Origin of the sequence: Candidatus Solirubrobacter pratensis, assembly GCF_000425945.1 — a bacterium.
GTDB lineage: Bacteria > Actinomycetota > Thermoleophilia > Solirubrobacterales > Solirubrobacteraceae > Solirubrobacter > Solirubrobacter pratensis.
The window spans coordinates 22,612-41,484 of record NZ_KE384482.1; the positions used below are offsets into that span (position 1 = coordinate 22,612).

The 18,873-nt window shown below is 75.5% G+C and carries 19 protein-coding genes; 5 read left to right on the forward strand and 14 right to left on the reverse strand.

Features of this window, described 5'->3' with window-relative positions:
• Positions 1-9 precede the first annotated feature (9 nt).
• Complete coding sequence (locus H958_RS0133035; RefSeq protein WP_028061781.1) at positions 10-228, forward strand: hypothetical protein; 219 nt, start codon at positions 10-12, stop codon at positions 226-228.
• Between the two features lie 23 nt (positions 229-251).
• Here H958_RS0133035 and H958_RS0133040 read toward each other — a convergent pair whose 3' ends face one another.
• From H958_RS0133040 to H958_RS0133050, 3 genes are read right to left on the reverse strand one after another with little or no spacing between them, the layout of a single operon-like run.
• Complete coding sequence (locus H958_RS0133040) at positions 252-2,597, reverse strand: glycoside hydrolase family 65 protein (protein ID WP_028061782.1); 2,346 nt, start codon at positions 2,595-2,597, stop codon at positions 252-254.
• Positions 2,594-3,286, reverse strand: coding sequence for a beta-phosphoglucomutase family hydrolase (locus tag H958_RS0133045; RefSeq protein ID WP_028061783.1), 693 nt, complete (start codon positions 3,284-3,286; stop codon positions 2,594-2,596). The genes H958_RS0133040 and H958_RS0133045 overlap by 4 nt, the downstream gene beginning before the upstream one ends.
• Before the next feature lie 37 nt (positions 3,287-3,323).
• A complete protein-coding gene (locus H958_RS0133050; protein ID WP_028061784.1) occupies positions 3,324-4,190 on the reverse strand; it encodes a MurR/RpiR family transcriptional regulator in 867 nt (288 codons plus the stop codon).
• Between the two features lie 46 nt (positions 4,191-4,236).
• On the opposite strand from H958_RS0133050, the gene rfbC reads away from it, so the two are divergent.
• The 3 genes from rfbC to H958_RS0133070 all read left to right on the forward strand — a co-directional run bounded on the left by rfbC (position 4,237) and on the right by H958_RS0133070 (position 6,779).
• Entirely contained in the window at positions 4,237-4,785 is a 549-nt protein-coding gene (gene rfbC, locus H958_RS0133055) for a dTDP-4-dehydrorhamnose 3,5-epimerase (RefSeq protein WP_028061785.1), read from the forward strand.
• Positions 4,782-5,648 carry a tRNA glutamyl-Q(34) synthetase GluQRS gene (gene gluQRS / locus H958_RS0133060; RefSeq protein ID WP_028061786.1) on the forward strand — a complete coding sequence of 289 codons (867 nt, stop codon included), beginning with the start codon at positions 4,782-4,784 and terminating at the stop codon, positions 5,646-5,648. Before rfbC ends, gluQRS begins: the two co-directional genes overlap by 4 nt.
• 576 nt (positions 5,649-6,224) lie before the next feature.
• A complete protein-coding gene (locus tag H958_RS0133070; protein WP_028061787.1) occupies positions 6,225-6,779 on the forward strand; it encodes a winged helix-turn-helix domain-containing protein in 555 nt (184 codons plus the stop codon).
• A gap of 2 nt (positions 6,780-6,781) precedes the next feature.
• Here the strand turns inward: H958_RS0133070 and H958_RS0133075 are convergent, their stop codons facing one another.
• The 8 genes from H958_RS0133075 to H958_RS0133110 all read right to left on the reverse strand — a co-directional run bounded on the left by H958_RS0133075 (position 6,782) and on the right by H958_RS0133110 (position 14,727).
• Positions 6,782-7,690: a hypothetical protein gene (locus tag H958_RS0133075; protein ID WP_028061788.1), complete on the reverse strand. Its 909-nt coding sequence runs from the start codon at positions 7,688-7,690 to the stop codon at positions 6,782-6,784.
• Positions 7,683-8,558: an isoaspartyl peptidase/L-asparaginase family protein gene (locus tag H958_RS0133080; RefSeq protein ID WP_028061789.1), complete on the reverse strand. Its 876-nt coding sequence runs from the start codon at positions 8,556-8,558 to the stop codon at positions 7,683-7,685. The genes H958_RS0133075 and H958_RS0133080 overlap by 8 nt, the downstream gene beginning before the upstream one ends.
• A complete protein-coding gene (locus H958_RS0133085; RefSeq protein ID WP_028061790.1) occupies positions 8,555-9,952 on the reverse strand; it encodes a hypothetical protein in 1,398 nt (465 codons plus the stop codon). The genes H958_RS0133080 and H958_RS0133085 overlap by 4 nt, the downstream gene beginning before the upstream one ends.
• Positions 9,949-11,625, reverse strand: coding sequence for a coiled-coil domain-containing protein (locus H958_RS0133090; RefSeq protein WP_028061791.1), 1,677 nt, complete (start codon positions 11,623-11,625; stop codon positions 9,949-9,951). The genes H958_RS0133085 and H958_RS0133090 overlap by 4 nt, the downstream gene beginning before the upstream one ends.
• Entirely contained in the window at positions 11,625-12,140 is a 516-nt protein-coding gene (locus H958_RS0133095) for a hypothetical protein (protein ID WP_028061792.1), read from the reverse strand. The genes H958_RS0133090 and H958_RS0133095 overlap by 1 nt, the downstream gene beginning before the upstream one ends.
• 278 nt (positions 12,141-12,418) lie before the next feature.
• Entirely contained in the window at positions 12,419-13,033 is a 615-nt protein-coding gene (locus tag H958_RS0133100; RefSeq protein ID WP_028061793.1) for a GntR family transcriptional regulator, read from the reverse strand.
• On the reverse strand, positions 13,024-13,899 hold the full coding sequence (locus H958_RS42240) for a DMT family transporter (RefSeq protein WP_037412673.1): 876 nt from the start codon (positions 13,897-13,899) through the stop codon (positions 13,024-13,026). Before H958_RS42240 ends, H958_RS0133100 begins: the two co-directional genes overlap by 10 nt.
• A 21-nt stretch (positions 13,900-13,920) precedes the next feature.
• Positions 13,921-14,727, reverse strand: a complete 807-nt coding sequence (locus H958_RS0133110; RefSeq protein WP_028061794.1) for an SDR family NAD(P)-dependent oxidoreductase — start codon at positions 14,725-14,727, stop codon at positions 13,921-13,923.
• 34 nt (positions 14,728-14,761) lie between these two features.
• Here H958_RS0133110 and H958_RS0133115 point away from each other — a divergent pair, with 34 nt between their 5' ends.
• A complete protein-coding gene (locus tag H958_RS0133115; RefSeq protein ID WP_028061795.1) occupies positions 14,762-16,240 on the forward strand; it encodes an ATP-dependent DNA ligase in 1,479 nt (492 codons plus the stop codon).
• On the opposite strand, the gene H958_RS42245 is transcribed toward H958_RS0133115, so the two are convergent.
• Genes H958_RS42245 through H958_RS42250 form a run of 3 tightly spaced genes read right to left on the reverse strand, consistent with a single transcriptional unit; the run spans position 16,227 to position 18,835 of the window.
• The gene (locus H958_RS42245; protein ID WP_081686538.1) at positions 16,227-16,565 is read right to left on the reverse strand and encodes a DUF4190 domain-containing protein; all 339 of its coding nucleotides are present in this window, start codon (positions 16,563-16,565) and stop codon (positions 16,227-16,229) included. The genes H958_RS0133115 and H958_RS42245 overlap by 14 nt on opposite strands.
• A 28-nt stretch (positions 16,566-16,593) precedes the next feature.
• On the reverse strand, positions 16,594-17,436 hold the full coding sequence (locus H958_RS0133125) for a CPBP family intramembrane glutamic endopeptidase (RefSeq protein ID WP_081686539.1): 843 nt from the start codon (positions 17,434-17,436) through the stop codon (positions 16,594-16,596).
• A gap of 49 nt (positions 17,437-17,485) precedes the next feature.
• Complete coding sequence (locus tag H958_RS42250; protein WP_037412676.1) at positions 17,486-18,835, reverse strand: hypothetical protein; 1,350 nt, start codon at positions 18,833-18,835, stop codon at positions 17,486-17,488.
• Between the last annotated feature and the right edge of the window lie 38 nt (positions 18,836-18,873).

The following is an 18,873-nucleotide window of genomic DNA, read 5'->3' on the forward strand; positions in this document are numbered from 1 at the left end:
CTTTGTAACGTGAGCACCGACCGCACTGACCTCATCGGCCCCGACGAGACGGCGTTCACGCTGGATCTCACGCCGGCGCAGCTGAAGATCACGCATGCGGCGCTGAAGGCGTTCCTGAACGACTTCGGACACAACGAGCGCTCGGTCCACGCCGTGCTCCACCAGATCCTCGCGAAACTGCCGGACGAGGCCTCGATCCGCGCGATCGACCTCGAGCTCGGGCGCTAGCCGGAGCGTCCAGAGGCCGATCCTCAGCGCTGCCTCCTGCGCGCCGGCGCGCGCCCCGGCGGCTGCACAGGCTCCGGCCCGGGCACGGGCGGCGTCCAGTGGCGCGTCTGCGGCGCGCCCTCCGCGAGCCGCACGCGCTCGTCGCCGTGGAAGATGTCGACCGGCTCGCCCTCGAGCAGCTCGTAGGTCACCTGCGGGTGGCGGACCTCGACGCGCAGCCGCCGCCCCCGCCACATGAAGCGGAAGCACAGCCGCGCCAGCGCGGCCGGCAGGCGTGGGCGGAACATCATCCCGCGGCGGGAGTCGCGCGCCCCGCCGAAGCCGACGACGGCCGCGATCCACGCCCCCGCCAGCGACGCCATGTGCAGGCCGTCGCGCGTGTTGTGCTCGAGGTCGGCGAGGTCCATCAGCGCCGCCTCGCCGAAGTAGTCGTAGGCGAGCTCGAGGTGCCCGACCTCGGCCGCCACCACCGCCTGCACGCACGCCGACAGCGACGAGTCGCGCACCGTGATCGCCTCGTAGTAGGCGAAGTCGCGCGCCTTCTGGTCCGCGGTGAAGCGGTCCCCGCGCGACATCAGCGCCATCACGAGATCGGGCTGCTTGACGACCTGCTGCTGGTAGAGCTGGAAGTACGGCATGTGCAGCAGCAGCGGGTACTCGAAGGTGCTGAAGTCGGGGACGGCGTGGTTGAGGAAGTCGGCGTCCTGCGGATGCACGCCCAGGCGCTCGTCGTAGGGCACGTGCATCGCGGCGGCGGCGTCGCGCCAGGCGGCGATCTCCTCGTCGTCGACGCCGAGCGCGGCCGCCTCCGCCGCGTGCCGCGACGCCAGCTCGGCCGCGTTGCGCAGGTTCCGCTCGGCCATCAGGTTCGTGTAGACGTTGTCGTCGACGAGCGCCGAGTACTCGTCGGGCCCCGTCACGCCGTCGATGTGGAAGACGCCGGCGGCGTCGTGGTGGCCGAGCGACCGCCACAGCCGCGCGGTCTCGACCAGCAGCTCGAGGCCCGCGCCGCGGCCGAACTCCTCGTCGCCGGTCGCGCGCAGGTAGCGCAGCACGGCGTCGGCGATGTCGGCGTTGATGTGGAACGCCGCCGTGCCCGCCGGCCAGTAGGCCGAGCACTCCTGCCCGCGGATCGTGCGCCACGGGAACGCCGAGCCCTCCAGCCCGAGCTGCTTCCCGCGCTCGCATGCGAGGCGGAGCGTCGAGTGGCGCCAGCGCAGCGCGTCCGCGGCCGCATGCGGCGCGGTGTAGGTGAGCACGGGCAGCACGAAGGACTCGGTGTCCCAGAACACGTGCCCGTCGTAGCCGGGGCCGGTGAGTCCCTTGGCCGGGATCGCCCGCTGCTCGGCGCGAGCGCCGGCCTGCAGCGTATGGAAGAGCCCGAAGCGGACCGCCTGCTGGAGCTCGCCGTCGCCGTCGATCTCGACGTCGGCGCGCTCCCAGAAGTCGTCCAGGTACTCGTGCTGGCGGCTGACGAGCTGGTCCCAGCCCGCGCGGTTGGCGGAGGCCAGCGCGGCGTCGACCTGGTCGCGCACCGACGGCAGCGAGCGCCGGCTCGACCAGCCGTAGGCCAGGTACTTCGTCAGCGTCAGCGAGCCGTCGGGCGGCAGCTCGCAGCTGACGAGCACGCGCGCGAGATCGGGGGCGATGTCGGAGACGGTGACGGTGCGGTCCGGGCCGTCGATCAGGTGGTCCATCCCGGCCGCCATCCGCAGCCCGCTCTGGCGCGTCCGGTGCACGAGCACGGCGCGGGCGTGGTGCAGCTCCTGCTCCTCGGCCATCAACGGCGCGGCGAGCACCTCGGCGGCGCGCGGGTCGGCGCTGCGCGGAGGTCCCGGCTCGTTGGCCGTCAGCGCCGACTGCGCGACCACGCGCAGCGGCGCGCCGTCATGGCCGCGCACCTCGTAGCGGATCGCCGCCACCGAGCGCTGCACGAACGAGACCAGCCGGATCGAGCGCACCTCGACCTCGCGGCCCGACGGCGAGCGCCAGCAGACCTGCCGCGTCAACAGCCCCGTGCGCAGGTCCAGCGTGCGCGTGTGGTGGAGCACCTCGCCGTAGCGGATGTCGAGCGGCTCGTCGTCGACGAGCAACCGGATCAGCTTGCCGTTGGTGACGTTGACGACGGTCTGGCCGTCCTCCGGGTAGCCGTAGCCCGCTTCGGCGTACGGCAGCGGGCGCGTCTCGTAGAACGCGTTCAGGTACGTCCCCGGCAGCCCGCTGGGCTCGCCCTCGTCGAGGTTGCCGCGCAGCCCGATGTGGCCGTTGGAGAGCGCGAACACCGACTCCGACTGCGCCAGCACCTCGAGGTGGACGCCCTCCTCCGTGATCGCCCACGGCTCGACCGAGAACGCCGGGTGCGTGATCACAGCAGCTCCTCCAGGTCCTCGACGACGACGTCGGCGCCGTGATCGCGGAGCTTGTCGCGCTGCCCGACGCGGTCGACGCCGACCACCTGGCCGAAGTCGCCCGCGCGGCCGGCCTCGACGCCGGCGAGGGCGTCCTCGAAGACCGCCGCCTGGGCGCGCGGCACGCCGAGCCGCCGCGCGCCTTCCAGGAACGTGTCCGGGTGCGGCTTGCCTGCGAGGTGCTGTGCGTCGGCGACAAGCCCGTCCACGCGCACCTCGAGCAGGTGGTCGATGCCGGCCGCCTTGAGCACGTCCTCGCAGTTGTGACTGGAGGAGACGACGGCCCGCCGCAGGCCCGCATCGCGCGCCGCCTCGAGGTAGCGGACCGAGCCGGGGTACGCCTCGACGCCGTCGGTCCTGATCAGCTCGAGGACGAGGGCGTTCTTGATGTTCCCGAGCCGCGCGATCTCGTCCTCGGCGGGATGCAGGCCGCGCGACGCGAGGAAGTCGCGGACGCCGGCGTCGCGCGGCTTGCCGTCGACATAGGTGTCGTAGTCGTCGTGCTCGTCGAACGGGCGCTCGTCGCCGTGCTCGCGCAGGTAGGCGTCGAACATCTGCTTCCACGCGCGCGCATGAACGGTGGCCGTCTTGGTCAGCACGCCGTCCAGGTCGAACAAGCAAGCCGTGATGCCGTCGGGGAGTCCGAGCATGGTCTCCTTGTACAGGTGCGCGTGACCGCGCGCACCGCTACTTCAGCTTGAAGGCGCGGATGCGGTCGTCGTATTGGGCCGCGTCGCGCGCGTATAGCCCGTAGGCGAGTGCCTGCAGGATCGAGAGCAGGCCTGTATGCGAGCGCACGAACGCCGGCGAGTTCGACGAGTAGTAGAGCGTGCGCTCCGCGAGCTTGGAGACGTCCGACAGCGTCGCGTCCACGATCGCCAGCGTGCCGGCCTTGCGGTGACGGGCGATCTTCATCGCGCGCACGACGAGCGGATGCGGGCGGCCGGCGGACAGCCCGATCACGAGCGTGCGCTCGTCGATCCGGCCGAGCCGGCTCAGCGCCTCCTGCGACGGCGACGCCGCGATCTCGGCGCGCACGTCGAGCAGCATCAGCAGATGGCGCAGGTAGGACGCGAAGAACGCCATCTGGTCGGTGCCGGCGATCAGGATCCGCTCGGCGACGGCGATCGCCTCGATCGCGCCGTCGACCTCCGAGCGCGAGACCCGCCGGGCCGTGTCCTCGACGTTGACGTGGTCGGCCGCGACGGCCTGCTCGAACGCCGACTGGTCGAGGCTGAACAAGGGCGCCGCGGTGTCGGGCGCCGGCCCGCTCGCGCGGTGGTGGTGGCGGTACTCGTCGCGCGCCGCCTCCTGCAGCTCAGGGAACCCCTCGAAGCCGAGCGCCTGGCTGAAGCGCACCACCGTCGAGGACGACGTGCTCGCGCGGCGAGCCAGCTCCTCGGCCGTGTGGAAGGCGACCTCGTCGAGGTGGTCGACGACGTACTGGGCGACGTCCTTCTGAGAGCGTGAGAACTCGTCGAAGCGTGCGGAGATGTACGCGGAAAGTGTCTGGTGGCCGCGGGCGGCCGGGGGCATGATGGCGGTCCTCGGCATGGCGGACCCGTCTTTCGACGGCCCCTCCCTAACCTCCTCCCCATCTATGCAACGGCTTGAGACGAGACTCGACGGGCTGGTACTGCTGGAGCCCAAGGTGCACGGCGACGCGCGTGGCTTCTTCGTGGAGACGTTTCGCGCGGACGTCGCCGCTCAGTACGGGATCCCTGTCGAATACGTTCAAGACAACCACTCCCGCTCGCGCAGGGGCACGCTGCGCGGGATCCACTTCCAGACGCATCCGGGGCAGGGCAAGCTCGTGCGCGTCGCCCGCGGCGTCGTCTGGGACGTGGTCGTGGACCTGCGGCGCTCCTCGCCGACGTTCGGGCAGTGGGAAGGCGTCCGGCTCGACGACGAGAGCGGGCGCATGCTGTGGATCCCGGTCGGGTTCGGGCACGGCTTCCTCGTGCTCTCCGAGGTCGCCGACTTCGTCTACAAGTGCACCAACTACTACGACCCGGCGACCGAGGCGGGCATCCGCTTCGACGATCCCGACGTGGGGATCGAATGGCCGGCCGACGTCGAGCTCCTGTACTCCGAGCGCGACCGCACCGCGCCCACGCTGTCGGACATGGCGGACTCGCTGCCGTTTTGAGAGGGCGCTTCGCCCCCAGCCCGACCGGCACGCTGCACCTCGGCAACCTGAGGACGGCGGTGCTCGCGTGGCTGTTCGCGCGCTCGGCGGGGTCGGAGTTCCTGATGCGGATCGAGGACCTCGACGCGGGCCGCGTGCGCTCGCGGTTCGTCGGCGCGCAGCTCGAGGACCTCGCGGCGATCGGGCTCGACTGGGATGGCGACGCCATCGCGCAGTCCGAGCGCGGCGCGCTGTACGCGGACGCGCTCGGGCGGCTCGACACCTACGAGTGCTTCTGCACGCGGGCCGAGATCCGCGAGGCCGCGTCGGCGGCGCACGGGCCGGTGGGGATGTACCCCGGGACCTGTCGCTCGCTCACCGTCGCGCAGCGCGCGCAGCTGCGGGCGGCGGGCCGCGTCCCGGCGCTGCGCGTGCGGACGGACGGCGAGGTGGTCGGCTTCGAGGATCGCGTCGCCGGCTTCTTCGAGGGCGCCGTCGACGACTTCGTCGTGCGTCGCAACGACGGGGCGCACGCCTACAACCTCGCGGTCGTGGTCGACGACGCGGCGCAGGGCGTCGAGGAGGTGGTGCGCGGCGCGGACCTGCTCGACTCGACCCCGCGCCAGCTCTGGCTGGCCCGCGCGCTCGGCGTGCCGGATCCGTCCTACGCGCACGTCCCGCTCGTGCTCGGCCCCGACGGCCGCCGGCTGGCCAAGCGCCATGGCGACGTCACGCTGCGCGAGGTCGCGCCGGCGGACGCGGTGGCGTGGATGGCGCGCTCGCTCGGGCTGCCGCCGGCGACGACGGCGCGCGAGCTGCTGCCCGCGTTCGATCCGCAGGCGCTGCCGCGCGAGCCGGCCGTGTACGTGGACTCCGCGGCGTGAGCGCGCTGGTTGGCCGCGAGGATGAGCGGTCAGGGGATGCGGGTCTTCCTCGCCGCGGCTGACGGGGCTGCGCTCGAGCATCTCGGCGAGATCCCGCGTGTGCACCCCGAGGCGCTGCGCGGCGCGCTCGCCGGCTCGACGTGATCGGCCGCGCGGTCACGCTGCGCGACCGCGAGCCGGCCGAGGCCGCGCGCATCGTCTCGCTCGGCGAGGGCGAGCTGGAGTCCCGCCACCCGCTCCTGCGCTCCGCCGCCGACCACGTCCGCGCCGGCCGGCGCGAGGAGGCCGGGGCGCTGGTACGCGAGCTCGCCGACGCGGCCGGCGCGACCGGCTCCGGCTGGGCGCGCGCGGCCGTCGCGCCGCGCGTCCGTGGGCGCAGCGCGCGCGGGCCGAGCTGCGCGCGACCGGCGAATACCACCTTGGCCAGATCTACCGGAAGCTGGACGTCCGCGGGCGGGCGCAGCTCGCGCGGCTGGTGGCGATGGAGCTGTCCGAGGGAGAGCGCGATCCGGCGGTGCCGGCCGACGCGCTCTCCTGGCAGGACTGCCCTGCTTGACGTACAAATAGGACCGCGCGATGCGAGATGTGCTCTACCTCGAACGGGTCGACCAGGCGGACGCGCTCTTCAAGCCGCGCCGCATCGAGGTGCTGCGGCGGCTCGTCGAGCCGAACACCTGCACCCAGATCGGGAAGGACCTCGGCGACTCCCCGCAGAAGGTCTATTACCACGTCAAGCGGCTTCAGTCCGCGGGGCTGGTGGAGCTCGTGGACGAGCGGCGCATCCGCGGGATCACCGAAGGCATCTACCAGGCGGCCGCGCACTCCTACTGGGTCTCGCCCGCGCTCGTCGGCCGGATCGGGCCGCCGCGCTCGGACAACCAGTACGGGCTCGGGTACCTGCTCAACCTGACCGAAGGTCTGCAGGCGGACCTCGCCGGACTCGCCGCACAGGAGGGCTCGCCGCCGACGCTCGGGATCTCGGGCGAGGTCCGGCTGCGCGGCGACCAGGGCGCCGCGTTCGTCGCCGATCTGCAGGCGGCGTTCGAGGGCGTGCTCGACCGCTACGGCGGCGACGAGGGCACCCGGTTCCGGCTCGCGCTGGCCTGCTACCCCAACGCGAACGGGGCCTGAGCTCAGTCGAGCCGCTCGCCGAGGCGCGCGACCTCGTCGCGCGTCGCGTCGACGGCCTCGCGCGCCTCGCCCAGCACCTTCTGCATCGCCTCGGCCTCCACACGGGCGTCCTCGGCCTCGGCGAGCGCGGCCTGGAGCCGGTGCTCCGCGCGGCGGACGTCCTTCTCCGCCGCCGCCAGCGCGCGCTCGCGCACCTTCAACGCGCCGCGCGCCTCGCGAAGCTCGCGCTCCAGCGCCTCGCGCTCGCGCTTGGCCGCCTCGTGCTCGGCCCGCTCGCGCTCCTTCGCCTCCGCGGCCTCGCGCTCGGCCGCCTCGTCGCGCGGCTTCGCCTTGCGCGTGGCGCGCACGGGCTCGCGGCCTTCGGCGCGCTTCGCCGGCCTGGCGGCCGCCTTGGCCTTCGCCCGGCGCGGCGCGGCGGCGACGTCGGCCTGGTCCGGCGGCGGCCAGGCGCCGCCCGCCTCCGCCTCCAGCGCCAGGCGGCCCTCGGCGAGGGCGTCGCTGAGCTCCTCGTTGCCGGCGGCCGCGAGCAGCGTCGTGCGCAGGCGGTCGCTCATCGCGCGCGAGAGCTTGCGGCCGGCGGGCTGCAGCGGCTGGGCGGCGGCCATGAACGCCTCGACCGCGGCCCGCTGGGCGCGCGTCGCCTCGCGCAGGCTCGAGGCGTCGCCGGCCAGCGCCGCCTCCTGCGCCTCGCGCAGCGCCGTGCCGGAGGCGAGGAAGGCGTCGAGGATCTCCGGCTCGGTCCGGGCGACCTGGTTGGCCGCCCACGCCGCGGGCGTCGGCTTCGGGAGCTTGGCGAGAGCGTCGGCGGTGTCGCGGTCGCCGGCGCGGCGGAGCGCCTTGGCGGCGGCGTCGCGCTCGGAGACGAAGTCCTCGAGCGGGAGGCCGTACAGCCGGTCGGCCTCGTCAGCCATCGCGGCCGACCGCGGTCAGGGTGGGCCCGTGCCCGAGCCTCCACGCGCGCGGCATCGCGGGCGTCGTGAACGGCGCGGCGACGTCGTCCGCGCAGACGGCGATCAGGCCCCCGGTGCCGGGGCGCAGCGCCAGCCCGGCGAGCGCGACCTCGCACGCCTCGGCGAGCGGCAGGCCGGCGTGGCGCATCAGCGCGTCGACCTCGTGCGCGAGCGCCGTGCGGATGATCGCCTCGCCGTCGCCGGTGCAGGACACCGCCGCGGTGGCGTCGTCGGCCCAGGTCCCCGCGGCCACCAGCGGCGAATCCCCGACACGCCCGGGATGCTTGCGCGCGCTGCCGCCCGTGGAGGTGGCGGCGGCGAGGCCGCCGCGGGCGTCGCGGGCGACGGCGCCGACCGTCCCGCCGCGCGAGGAGTCGCCGTTCTCGAACGCGCGCCGGCGCGCCTCGGTGCGGAACCACGACTCGGGCGCGGTCTCGAGCCCGGCGGTGCGCGCGAACAGGCTCGCCGACTCGCCCACGAGCATCAGGTGCCGGCCGTCCTCCATCACGGCGCGCGCGGCGCGGACCGGATTCCGGATGCCGCGCAGGGCGGCGACCGAGCCTGCCGCGCGGTCGGCGCCGCGCATCAGCGAGGCGTCGAGCAGGACGCCGCCGCGCTCGTCGAGCGCCGCGCCGCGGCCGGCGTTGAAGATCGGATCGTCCTCCAGCACGACGACCGCGGCCTCGACGGCCGCGAGCGCGTCCCCGCCGGCCGCCAGGATCGCGTGCCCCGCCTCCACCGCGGCCTCCATCCCGGCGCGCGCGGCGTCGTGCGCGTCCGCCGGCCACTCGCCCGCGCCGCCGTGCACCACGATCGCGACGTCCGTCATCCCGAGCACCCTAGTGACACGACCTGCCAGTGGAAGTCCTGCGCGAGCACGCGGTGGCCGTGGGCGAGCGCGGGCTCGAGCGCATTGCCGTAGAACGAGCGGGCGCGGATGACGACGCCCGGGCTCGACGGGCGCGCACCGAGGTCGCGCATGGGGACGTCGAGCTCCCACGCCACGAACGAGCGCGCGCCGACGCCCGAGCGCAGGGCGCCGCAGCGGACGATCGCCTCGCGGCCGCCCGCCGCCGCGACCACGTCGTGGAACGAGGCCGCCGCCTTCGGGCGGTCCGTGAGCTGATCGGCCTGGCCGCGCAGCGTCCCGAGCGAGGCGGCGACGACGGCGGCGAGCAGCACGGCGGCGCCGAGCGGGGCGCCGCCGGGCGCCGTCCGGCGCGCGAGCGACACCGCGCCGACGCCCGCCAGCGCGCAGGCGATCGCCGCCGCCGCGACGAGGTAGCGCGGGTTGCCGGCGTAGCCGGCCTGCGTCATGAGGGCCACGATCGCGACCCAGCCGGCGGCGCCGGCGGCGAGGAAGCGGATGGTGCGGCCGGCGGTGCGTGCGTCGCCGCCGCGACCGGTCGCCGCGCGCGGCCCCAGGATCGTCGCGAGCGCGGCCGCCACGAGCGCGGGCCAGGTGACCATGTCGACCGTGTCGCGCAGCAGCGCCAGCGCGGGCACCGACTCGAGCCCCGCGCTGCCCGGGCTCGGCGTGCCGCGCGCGGCCTTCGAGGCGCCGAGCGCGCCGCCGGCGCCGATCGCGTCGGGGCCGAACCAGAGCAGCGGCACCAGCACGCCGCAGCCGAGCAGGACCGGGCGGGCGGCGGGGTCGCGGAACCACAGCCACAGGCCGTAGAGGCCGAGGAACGGCCACACCTCCGGTCGCAGCAGCCCGGCCGCCGTGCCGAGGACGACCGCGGTGCGCGTGCGGCCCTCCAGGTGCGCGACGAGCGCCCAGACGACCGACGCGGCGAGCAGCCCCTCGGAGTTCCCGAGCGCGGTGTTGAACAGCCACCACGGCGAGAGCGCCATCGTCGCGGCGGCGGCGAAGCCGGCCCAGCGACCCGCGAGCCGCTCGGCGAGCGCCCACGCGCCGGCCAGCGCGAGCAGCCCCCCGGCCCGCGCGACGATCATCCACAGCGCCGGTGCGGCGCCGGGGAGCAGCGCGAACGGGGTCGTGAGCACGACCGGCAGCGGCTTCCACGACGGCCCGGGGCTCGTGTCGAGCGCGAGCCGCAGCGTGTCGCGCCCCCAGACCAGCCACGCCGACGGGTCGAACGCCAGCGCCCAAGGAAGCAGCAGCGAGAGCGCCGCCAGCGCCAGCGCCGCGAGAACGAGCAGCGGCGCGGTGCGGGGCGTCGAGACCGGTGGCGAGCTCGAGGGCGCCGCGATCGTCACGCGAGTGCCGAGAGCAGGAGCACGAGCGCGATCCCGAGAACGGCGACGAGCAGCGCGGCGCCGATCCGCACGGCCCAGAGGCCGAACGGGCTCGGCGGGACCGGCGGGACCCGGCGGCTGGACGCGACCCGGGCGGCGTCGACGCGGCGCCGCGTGCCCTCGGGCGTGCGGACGGCGCGATCGAGCGGCTCCTCCATCGTCGCGATCCCGTTCGCCACGGCGGCGGACTCGGAGCGACGGCGGCGCGCCGTCTCGGACCGCAGCTCCTCGATCTCGCGGCGCAGTTCGCGCGTCGTGCTGCGCTCACGCTCCAGGTCGCGGCCGATGCGCTCGAGCATCCGGCGCCTCGCCTCGTCCTCCTCGCCGTCGCGCGAGATCAGCTCCTCGCGCAGGCGCGCCACCTCGGCGCGCTCGGCGGCCAGCAATCGCTCGGCGTCCTCGCGCGTGGTCTCGAGCTCGGCGCGCAGGCGCTCGGTCTCCTCCGCCTCCGCGACCATCGTCTTCTGCGCCTCCTCGCGCGCGGTCGCCAGGCGCGAGTGGACCTCGGTCGTCGTCGCGCGCTCCGCGTCCAGGCGCTGCTCGGCGTCGGCGCGCGCCTCGGCGAGCGAGGTCTCGGCGGCGGAGAGGCGCTCCTTCAACGCGGCGATCTCGCGCCGCGCCTGCGTCAGCTCGTCCATCAGCTGGCGGCGCGCGGAGTCCGACTGCGAGGCGCGATCCTGCAGCTCGCGGATGACCTCCCCGAGGTCGGCCTTGGCGCGCTCCTCGTCGGCGCCCCGGGCGCGCAGCTGCTCCAGCTCGCCGGCGAGGCGGTCGCGCTCGTCGCGGACGCCGCGCAGCCCCTCCAGCTCGTCCTCGAGCCGCTCATGCGACGCGCGCAGGCTTCCGTGGGCCAGACGCAGGCCGGCGAGCTCGCTGTCGTCGCCGGACCGCTCGCGCAGCGCGGCGGCGTCGGCCTGCGCGGCGGCCAGCTCCGCTCGCAGGGTCTCGATCTCGTCGGCGTCGGACGGCGACTCGCGCAGCGCGGCGAGCTCGGCGCGCGCGCTCTCCGCGTCCGCCCGCGCGGCGGCGAGCTCGGCGCGGAGCGCTTCGGCCTCCGACGGCGTCACGCGCAGCGCGTTGAGCTCCACGGTGGCCGAGGCGGCCTCGCGCAGCTCGGTCAGCTCGGCGCGCATGGCGTCGACCTCGTCGGGATCTGGTGCGGCGGCCAGCTCGGCCCGAGCCGCCGCCAGCGCCGCGGCGTCCGGCGAGGCGTCGCGCAGCGCCGACAGCTCCGCGCGCGCGGCGGCCAGCTCGGTCCGGGCCGACTCGGCCTCGGCGCGCGCGACCGCGAGGTCGCGAGCGGCGGCGACGGTCGGGGTCTCGCTCGTCCCCGGCCGCCGGCGCCGGCGCCGCGGCGGGGGCAGGTCGACGACGAGGCTGCGGCCGATCTCGAGCTCCGCGCCCTTCACGGCCGCGGGATCTCCGTCGTAGGCGAACTCCGCACGCCAGGGCTCGTCCGCGGCCGGCGGCGAGCCGCCGGCGAGCGCCGGAAGGCGCCGGCCCGCGACCCTCAGCACCACGCGGCCGACGCGGCGCCCGCGCAGGCCGCTCCAGCGGCCGATCACCTCGAGCCGGCCGTCCTCGACCCAGCCGAAGCGCTCCAGGTCGAACGAGACCTCGCGCACGGGCGCCATCACGACCCCGACGGCGTCTCAGGCGGACGCAGCAGCGAGTCGCTCGAGCGCGGGACCGGCGCGCCGGCCTCCGTCGGCGGACCCTGGTGATCGACGGGCGCGACGCGCACGCGGCGGTCGCGGCCCTCGACGGCCACCGCGAACGAGACCCTCCCGAGGCTCAGGATCGTCCCGGCCACCATCGCGACCGCGGACGCCAGCGCCAGCCACGCCCCGGTACCGAGCGACTCGCCCCCGGCACCCGGCGGCGGGTCCAGCAGCTCGGCGGCGACCAGCACGAGCGCGGCGCCGGCGATCCAGGGGACGACGCGTTTCTCCAGGTACTCCAGCTCGGGCGCCAGCAATCCCACCGCGCCCACGAGCGCGGCAACCGCCAAGGCGGCGAGCACGATGTCCGTCAGCTCGAAGGCGTTCCATGCCGTGAGTGGGCCGTACCAGTCCAGGAACAGCGCCACCAGCAGCAGTACCGCTCCAATCGCCAGCAGGATCGGCCCGATGTCGAATCTGCGTGTCAACCGGGTCTCCTCTCGTGTCTGACAGGCCTGACCCAGGCCTGCAAATGGGGGAATCCCAGACACAGGATGCCAAGCCCACCCGAGGGAACGCGCTGAGTCCGTGCGCGAACCATCGCGCCGGGAGCGCGTTCCGGCGCTGACCATTGCGTTTTTCGCTCCCGGAACGCGGGCAGACGAAGAAGTGAGCGTCCATTCAGGCGCTCTCCTCTCCTCCCTCCCCCCGCCGGGCGGGCGTGCCATTCCCTCAACACCCGGAGCACGCCCGCCCGGCGTCCCACCTACCCGGCCGCGACGAGCGCGGCGGCCGACTCGCGCAGGTGCTCGCGCAGGACCGCAGGCCCTTCGCTCTCGAGTCCCGCGACCAGCGCGGCGTGGCCGGCGGCCATCCGCTCCCGTGACCACAGCGGCTCGAGCTGGTTCAGGAACAGCCGCAGCTCGCCGCTGAGCGCCATGTGCGCGGCCTCGATGCGCGGACTCTCGGCCGCCGCCACGATCGCGTGATGGAGCGCCGCGTGCGCTTCGTTCACCGGTCCCCACGCGAACGGCTCCGCCGCGCACGCGGCCTGGAGCGTCGCGAGCGCCGCGTGCACCGGCGGCGGCATCCGGCCATGGCGCTCGAGCGACAGCCTCGCGGCTTCGGTCTCCAGCGCGGTCCGTAGCTCGTACAGGGCGGTGATCTCCTCCGGCGACAGCTTGGCCACCCGCGCGCCGCGGTTCGGCTCCACGCGGATCAGCCCCTCGGCCGCCAGCGCGCGCAGCGCGGCGCGCAGCGAGTGCCGCGCGACGCCGTAGTACGCGCACAGCTCCTGCTCGACCAGCCGGGCGCCGGCCGCACGGCGGCCGTCGAGGATCTCCTGGCGGAGCGCGTCGGTGAGGGAGTCGACTACTGCCATGCGGGAGCGGGACGGCGCGCAGGCGCTGCCAGCGCCAGCATGCCGGCGAGCACGAGCCCCGCGCCGCAGGCGGCCGGGAGCGTGAGCCGCTCGCTCAGCACCACCACGCCGAGCAGTACCGCGGTCAGGGGCTCGGCGAGCGTGAGCGTCGCGGTCTCGGCGGCGGTCAGCCGCCTGAGGCCGTGGGCGAACAGCAGGTAGGCGAGCGCGGTGGGCACGATCCCGAGGAAGACTGCCAGGCCGATCCCGTCGGCCCGCGTGAGCCAGCCCGCCCCGGTGACGGCGAGGACGGGCGCCAGCGCGACGGCGCCGAGCCCGAAGGCGACCGCCATCACGGTCTCGGGCGCGTTGCCGGCGCCGAGCATCCGCTTGGCGGCGAGCGTGTACGCCGCGTAGGCGGCGCCGGCGACGAGCGCGAGCGCGACGCCGAGCGGCGAGATCGACGCGTCTGCACCGCCGGCGAGCGCGAGCATCGCGACGCCGGCGGACGCCAGCGCGGTCGCGAGCGCCCACGCGCGCGAGGGGACGCGGCGCTCCAGCGCCCACTCGAACGCGCCCGCCAGCGTGGGCGCGGAGCCGAGCGCGACGATCGTCCCCACCGCGACGCCGGTGTCGCGCACGGCCGCGAAGAACGCCAGCTGGTACACGGCGACGCCGGCCGCCGCGACGAGCGCGGGCCGGCCCTGGACGCGCGTCAGCGCGCGGACGCCGTGCAGCAGGATCGCGACGAGCACGAGCAGCGCGCCGCCGACGAGGATGCGGGCGGCACCGACACCGGCTGGAGCAAGTCCGTCCGGCCCGAGCGCCTGGGCGGTCCCGGTGGTGCCGAAGCAGACGGCGGCGAGCAGGACCTGGACGCGCGACATGGCCGCGATTGTTACACAATCTCAGTGATTGTTCAACAATCGCCGGACCCCGGCGGCGAGCACCGCGTCGAGCGCGCGATCCGGCAGCACGCGCGCCAGTGCCGCCTGGACCCGCGCCTCGCGGCCGATGACGTACCGCGCGCGCGGGCGGCGCGCATGCAGCGCCCGGACGATCAGCGCGGCCGCCGTCTCGGCCGGCACGCCTTCGGTCCCGAGCTTCCGGGCCTGGGCGCGCATGCCCGTGACGAGCGCGCCATAGCGCGCGTGCGCGTCGGGCGGCATCCCAGCCCAGAGCGAGTCCGCGGTGGCGATCCCGCGGTCCCAGATCGGGGTCGCGATCGCGCCCGGCTCGATCAGGATCACCTTGACCTCGCGCTGCTCGCGCCGCAGCGAGTCGCTGAGGGCCTCCAGCGCGTACTTCGACGCCGCATACGGGCCGTAGAGCGGGAGCGCCATCCGGCCGCCGATCGAGGACACGTTCACGACGCGCCCGCGAGCGGCGCGCAGCTGCGCGAACACGGCCTGGGTGATCGCGAGCTGGCCGATCACGTTCACCTCGAGCTGGCGCCGCAGCTCGTCCAGCGGCAGGTGCTCGAGCGGGCTCGTGACCGCTATCCCGGCGTTGTTGACGAGCGCGTCGAGCCGCGGGAGCGCGCGCAGCGCGGCGACCTGCTCCCGGTTCGTGACGTCGAGCTGCACGGGCGTCGTCCCCGGCGGCGCGTCCTCGAGCCGGCGGACCCCGGCGAGCACGGTGTGGGTGGGCGCGAGCGCGAGCGCGGTCGCCCGGCCGATGCCGGTCGAGGCGCCCGTGACCAGCACGGTCGGCATGGGCGCGAGCCTATCCGCCCGCTTGAATGTGCGGATGCTGTTCGCCGAGCTCGCCGCCGCCACGGAGGACGTCCGCGCCGAGCCCGGGCGCAAGGCGAAGGTCGAGCGCCTTGCGCTCGCGCTGCGCGGGCTCGCGCCGGAGGAGCGGCGGGCGGGCGCCGGCTACCTGGCGGGCGCGCCGCGCCAGCGGGTCCTCGGCGTCGGGTGGGCGGCGCTGCAAGAGCCGCCGCCACCCGCACCGGCGGCGTCGCTCACGGTCGCCGACGTCGACGCGGCGCTGGACCGCCTCGCGGCGATCTCCGGCGCGGGCTCGCAGGCGGCGCGGCGGGCGGAGCTGGCCGGGCTGCTCTCGCGCGCGACGGCGAGCGAGCAGGCGTTCCTCACCGCCGTCGTGCTCGGCGACCTGCGCCAGGGCGCGCTGGCGGGCGTCCTGGGCGATGCGGTCGCGCGCGCGGCCGAGGTCCCGCTCAAGGACGTGCGGCGGGCGCTGATGCTGCGCGGCGACCTCGGCGTGGTCGCCGAGACGGCGCTGCGCGAGGGCGCCGCCGGGCTCGCCGGGTTCCGGCTCGAGGTCGGCCGCCCGCTGCAGCCGATGCTCGCCTCCACCGCCCAGGACGTCGCGGCCGCGCTCGAGAAGACCGGGCCGGCGGCGGTCGAGTGGAAGCTCGACGGCGCGCGCATCCAGGTCCACCGCGACGGCGGCGACGTCGCGATCTTCACGCGGACGCTGGACGAGGTCACGCCGCGGCTGCCGGAGGTGGTCGAGGCGGCGCTGGCGCTGCCGGTGCGCTCGATCGTGCTCGACGGCGAGGCGATCGCGCTGCGCGAGGACGGCCGGCCGCATCCGTTCCAGGTCACCGGCAGCCGGTTCGGCACCCGCGCGCCCAACCACGCGATCCCGCTGACGCCGATGTTCTTCGACGTCCTGCACCTCGACGGCGAGGACCTGCTCGACCGCCCGGCGTCGGAGCGTTCCGACGCGCTGGCGGTTGTCCCGCAGCGGGTGCCGCGCGGCTCCGACGGCGAGGCCGTGCTGGCCGCCGCGCTGGCCATGGGCCACGAGGGCGTGGTGGTCAAGGCGCTCGGCGCGCCCTACGAGGCGGGCCGGCGCGGCTCCGCCTGGGTGAAGGTCAAGCCCGTGCACACGCTCGACCTCGTCGTGCTCGCCGCGGAGTGGGGCCACGGGCGCCGGCAGGGCCGGCTCTCGAACCTCCACCTCGGCGCCCGCGGGCCGGACGGCTGGGTGATGCTCGGCAAGACGTTCAAGGGCCTGACCGACGCGATGCTCGCGTGGCAGACGGAGAAGCTGCTGGAGCTGGAGGAGCGGCGCGAGCGCCACGTCGTGTACGTGCGGCCCGAGTTGGTCGTCGAGATCGCGTTCGACGGGGTCCAGACCAGCCCGCGCTACCCGGGCGGCGTGGCGCTGCGGTTCGCGCGCGTGCTGCGCCACCGGCCGGACAAGCCGGCGGCGCAGGCCGACACGCTCGAGGCGGTATTGGCTACGAGGAGCTGACCGCGGCGACGACGACGATCAGGCCGATCGCCAGCACGATGCCGGCGATGCCGCAGATCACGCCGGCCTTCGCCTGCCCGGTGTTCGTGTAGCCGAGCTTGCGGGCATCGGTGCGGGCCATCGTGCCGATCACGATCGCGAGCACGCCGAGCGTGATCGCGACGGGCCAGAAGAAGAACGTCGGGATGCTGATGATGCCGAGCACGAGCGAGGCCACCGCGCGCCCGGTCCGCCGCTCGGTGTCGGCGACGGGCGAGGTGTGACGATCGATCGGTGAGGCGGTGGCCGGCGTCTCGCGCACGGGTGCTTCGGGCTGGGCGGCCATGGTGGTCCCTTCCGTTGGGTTGGGTGGGTCAGGCGGTCTGAGGCGCCCGCTCGCGCGCGAACGGCGTGAGCAGGAGCAGGACGGCCGCGACGGCGCCGAGGACGCCGAGCGGCACCTGCCAGCTCCCTCCGAGCAGGACGCCGGCCGCGATCGCGTTGTTGATCGCGTGCAGGCAGATGCTCGGCAGCAGCGAGCCGGTGAACCAGAACAACAGGCACGCGCCGAAGCCGAAGAACGTCAGCGCGGGCAGGAACACGACTGGGTACACGAGGAAGTGCGCGGCCCCGAACAGCAGGCCGGTGAGGATCGCGCCGGTCCACGGGCCTCGCCAGCGCGTGAGCGCCGGGAAGAGGTAGCCGCGGAAGGCGATCTCCTCGCCGATCGGGGCGGCGACCGCGATCGCGAAGAAGATCGCGAGGGCGGTGGCGGTCGACGGGGCGCCGGGGGAGCCGGCGTCGTGGCGGCTGACGCCACCGTCCGCTCCGAGCGCGGCGAGCAGCAGCGCCCACAGGCCCTCGAGCGCGACGACGCCGAAGTAGATCGCGAGCATCCACCCGAGCGCGGGTCCGAAGCGCGTCCGGCGGATGCCGAGCGTGGCCGCGGAGAGCCGCTCGGCGCCGCGGCGGGCGAAGACGAGCACGATGCCGATCATCACCGCATCGGCCAGCACGAGCGAGATCGCGGTGACGCCGTCGACCGTGCCGCCCTCGCCTCCGGCGACGAGCTGGAAGACGAAGACGACGGCCTGGCTGACGACGAGCGCGATCACGACCGCGACGAGCGCCGCCTTTGGGCGCCAGCTCGCATAGCGGCGGCGCGTTCGATGTGGTGGCGCGGCGATCGGAGCAGTCCGGCTTGCCGGAGCGGTCATGGAGCGTGGGTACCCGATGAGCGTGCGGCGGATGCCGCTTTCCGCGCGATCAGAGCAAAAGCTGGAGGATCACGACCAGGACGACCACCAGGACGACGATCCAGACGAGCCCGATGATGCGCGCGGACCAGACGCGGTCGTGCTGCGGCGGGACGGCGCGCGAGGGGAGCACGGCGCCGGGGACCGGGCGCGGCGCTGACGCGAGCTCCTGGCGCGCGGCGTCCGCCTTGCGCTCCGCGGTGGCCGCGCGGTCGCCGGCCACGATGGCCTCCTGCTCCGCGGTGGCGGCGCGATCGCGGGCGGAGGCGAGCGCGACCTCGGCGGCGTCCGCGCGGCGGCGGATATCGCCGAGCGCGGCGTCGCGCGCGGCCTCGGCGGCCTCTGCGCGGCGGCGGAGGTCCGCGATCTCCTCGCGCGCGGCGGCGAGCTCGCGCTCCGTCGCTGAGGCGCGCTCGCGGGTCTCGGCGAGCTCGCGCTCGGGCGCCTCGGCGCGGCGGCGGAGATCCGCGTTCTCCTCGCGGGCGGCGGCGAGGTCGCCCTCGACGCGCACGAGCTCGTTGACGCGCTCGACGGCCGAGTCGTGGTGCTCGGCCAGCCCGGCGATGCGGGACTCGGCGTCGGCCAGCGCGGCGGCGAGGCGCTCGCGCTCGGCGCGCTCCTCGGCCAGCGCGGCCGCGATGCGCTCGCGCTCGGCGAACGCCGGGGCGGGCTCGCGCGGAGGCTCGGGGACGGGCGGCGGCGCGCGCCGCACGGGCGGCGGCGCGGGCGGCGGAGGGGCGGGCGAGCGCTCGGCGGGCGGCGCGGGCGAGGGCTCGGCCGCGGCCGGCCCGGGCGAAGGCTCGGCCGCGGGCGGCGCCGGCGAAGGCTCGGCCGTGGGCGGCGCGGATGAAGGCTCGGCCGCGGGCGGCGCGGGCGAGGGCTCGGCCGCGGCCGGCGCCGGCGAAGGCTCGGCCGTGGGCGGCGCCGACGTGGGCTCGGCGGCAGGCGGCGCGGGCGAAGGCTCGGCCGCGGGCGGCGGCGCCTCTGCCCGCCGCGCCGCCCGCTTGCGCGCGCGCGGGTGCAGGATCGCTCCCGCGGCATCCTCTCCCGGCGCCGGCAGGTCGAGCACGATGTCCGGCGCGACCTCGAGGCGGACGGCGGTGATCTGGTCGCGCTCGCCGCGCCACGCGAACGCCGCGGTCCATGCGCCCTCGCCGTCCGCCGGCCACGGCTTGTGGTCGAGCACCGCGACCAGGCGCTTCCGCCGGCCCTCGACGCGCAGATTCATGACCGGGCGTACGAAGCGCCGCCCGCGCACGCCGAACCAGCGGCCGCTGACCTCCAGCCGATCGTCCGGGGTCCACCCGAAGCGCTCGAGCTCGAATCCGAGCTCGCTCGAAACGTCCGTCGTCCGCGTCATCCGCAGGACCAGGATGGTAGGGCCGCTGCTTTAGTCAT

Bases quoted from the DNA above. Each gene is read 5' to 3' on its own strand.
- H958_RS0133115 (WP_028061795.1), top strand. From the start codon at position 14,762: ATGCTGTTCGCCGAGCTCGCCGCCGCCACGGAGGACGTCCGCGCCGAG.
- H958_RS0133070 (WP_028061787.1), top strand. From the start codon at position 6,225: ATGCGAGATGTGCTCTACCTCGAACGGGTCGACCAGGCGGACGCGCTC.
- H958_RS0133045 (WP_028061783.1), bottom strand. From the start codon at position 3,286: ATGCTCGGACTCCCCGACGGCATCACGGCTTGCTTGTTCGACCTGGAC.
- H958_RS0133100 (WP_028061793.1), bottom strand. From the start codon at position 13,033: ATGGCAGTAGTCGACTCCCTCACCGACGCGCTCCGCCAGGAGATCCTC.
- rfbC (WP_028061785.1), top strand. From the start codon at position 4,237: ATGCAACGGCTTGAGACGAGACTCGACGGGCTGGTACTGCTGGAGCCC.
- H958_RS0133050 (WP_028061784.1), bottom strand. From the start codon at position 4,190: ATGCCGAGGACCGCCATCATGCCCCCGGCCGCCCGCGGCCACCAGACA.
- H958_RS42240 (WP_037412673.1), bottom strand. From the start codon at position 13,899: ATGTCGCGCGTCCAGGTCCTGCTCGCCGCCGTCTGCTTCGGCACCACC.
- H958_RS0133075 (WP_028061788.1), bottom strand. From the start codon at position 7,690: ATGGCTGACGAGGCCGACCGGCTGTACGGCCTCCCGCTCGAGGACTTC.
- H958_RS42250 (WP_037412676.1), bottom strand. From the start codon at position 18,835: ATGACGCGGACGACGGACGTTTCGAGCGAGCTCGGATTCGAGCTCGAG.
- H958_RS0133125 (WP_081686539.1), bottom strand. From the start codon at position 17,436: ATGACCGCTCCGGCAAGCCGGACTGCTCCGATCGCCGCGCCACCACAT.
- H958_RS0133080 (WP_028061789.1), bottom strand. From the start codon at position 8,558: ATGACGGACGTCGCGATCGTGGTGCACGGCGGCGCGGGCGAGTGGCCG.
- H958_RS0133110 (WP_028061794.1), bottom strand. From the start codon at position 14,727: ATGCCGACCGTGCTGGTCACGGGCGCCTCGACCGGCATCGGCCGGGCG.
- H958_RS0133090 (WP_028061791.1), bottom strand. From the start codon at position 11,625: ATGGCGCCCGTGCGCGAGGTCTCGTTCGACCTGGAGCGCTTCGGCTGG.
- H958_RS42245 (WP_081686538.1), bottom strand. From the start codon at position 16,565: ATGGCCGCCCAGCCCGAAGCACCCGTGCGCGAGACGCCGGCCACCGCC.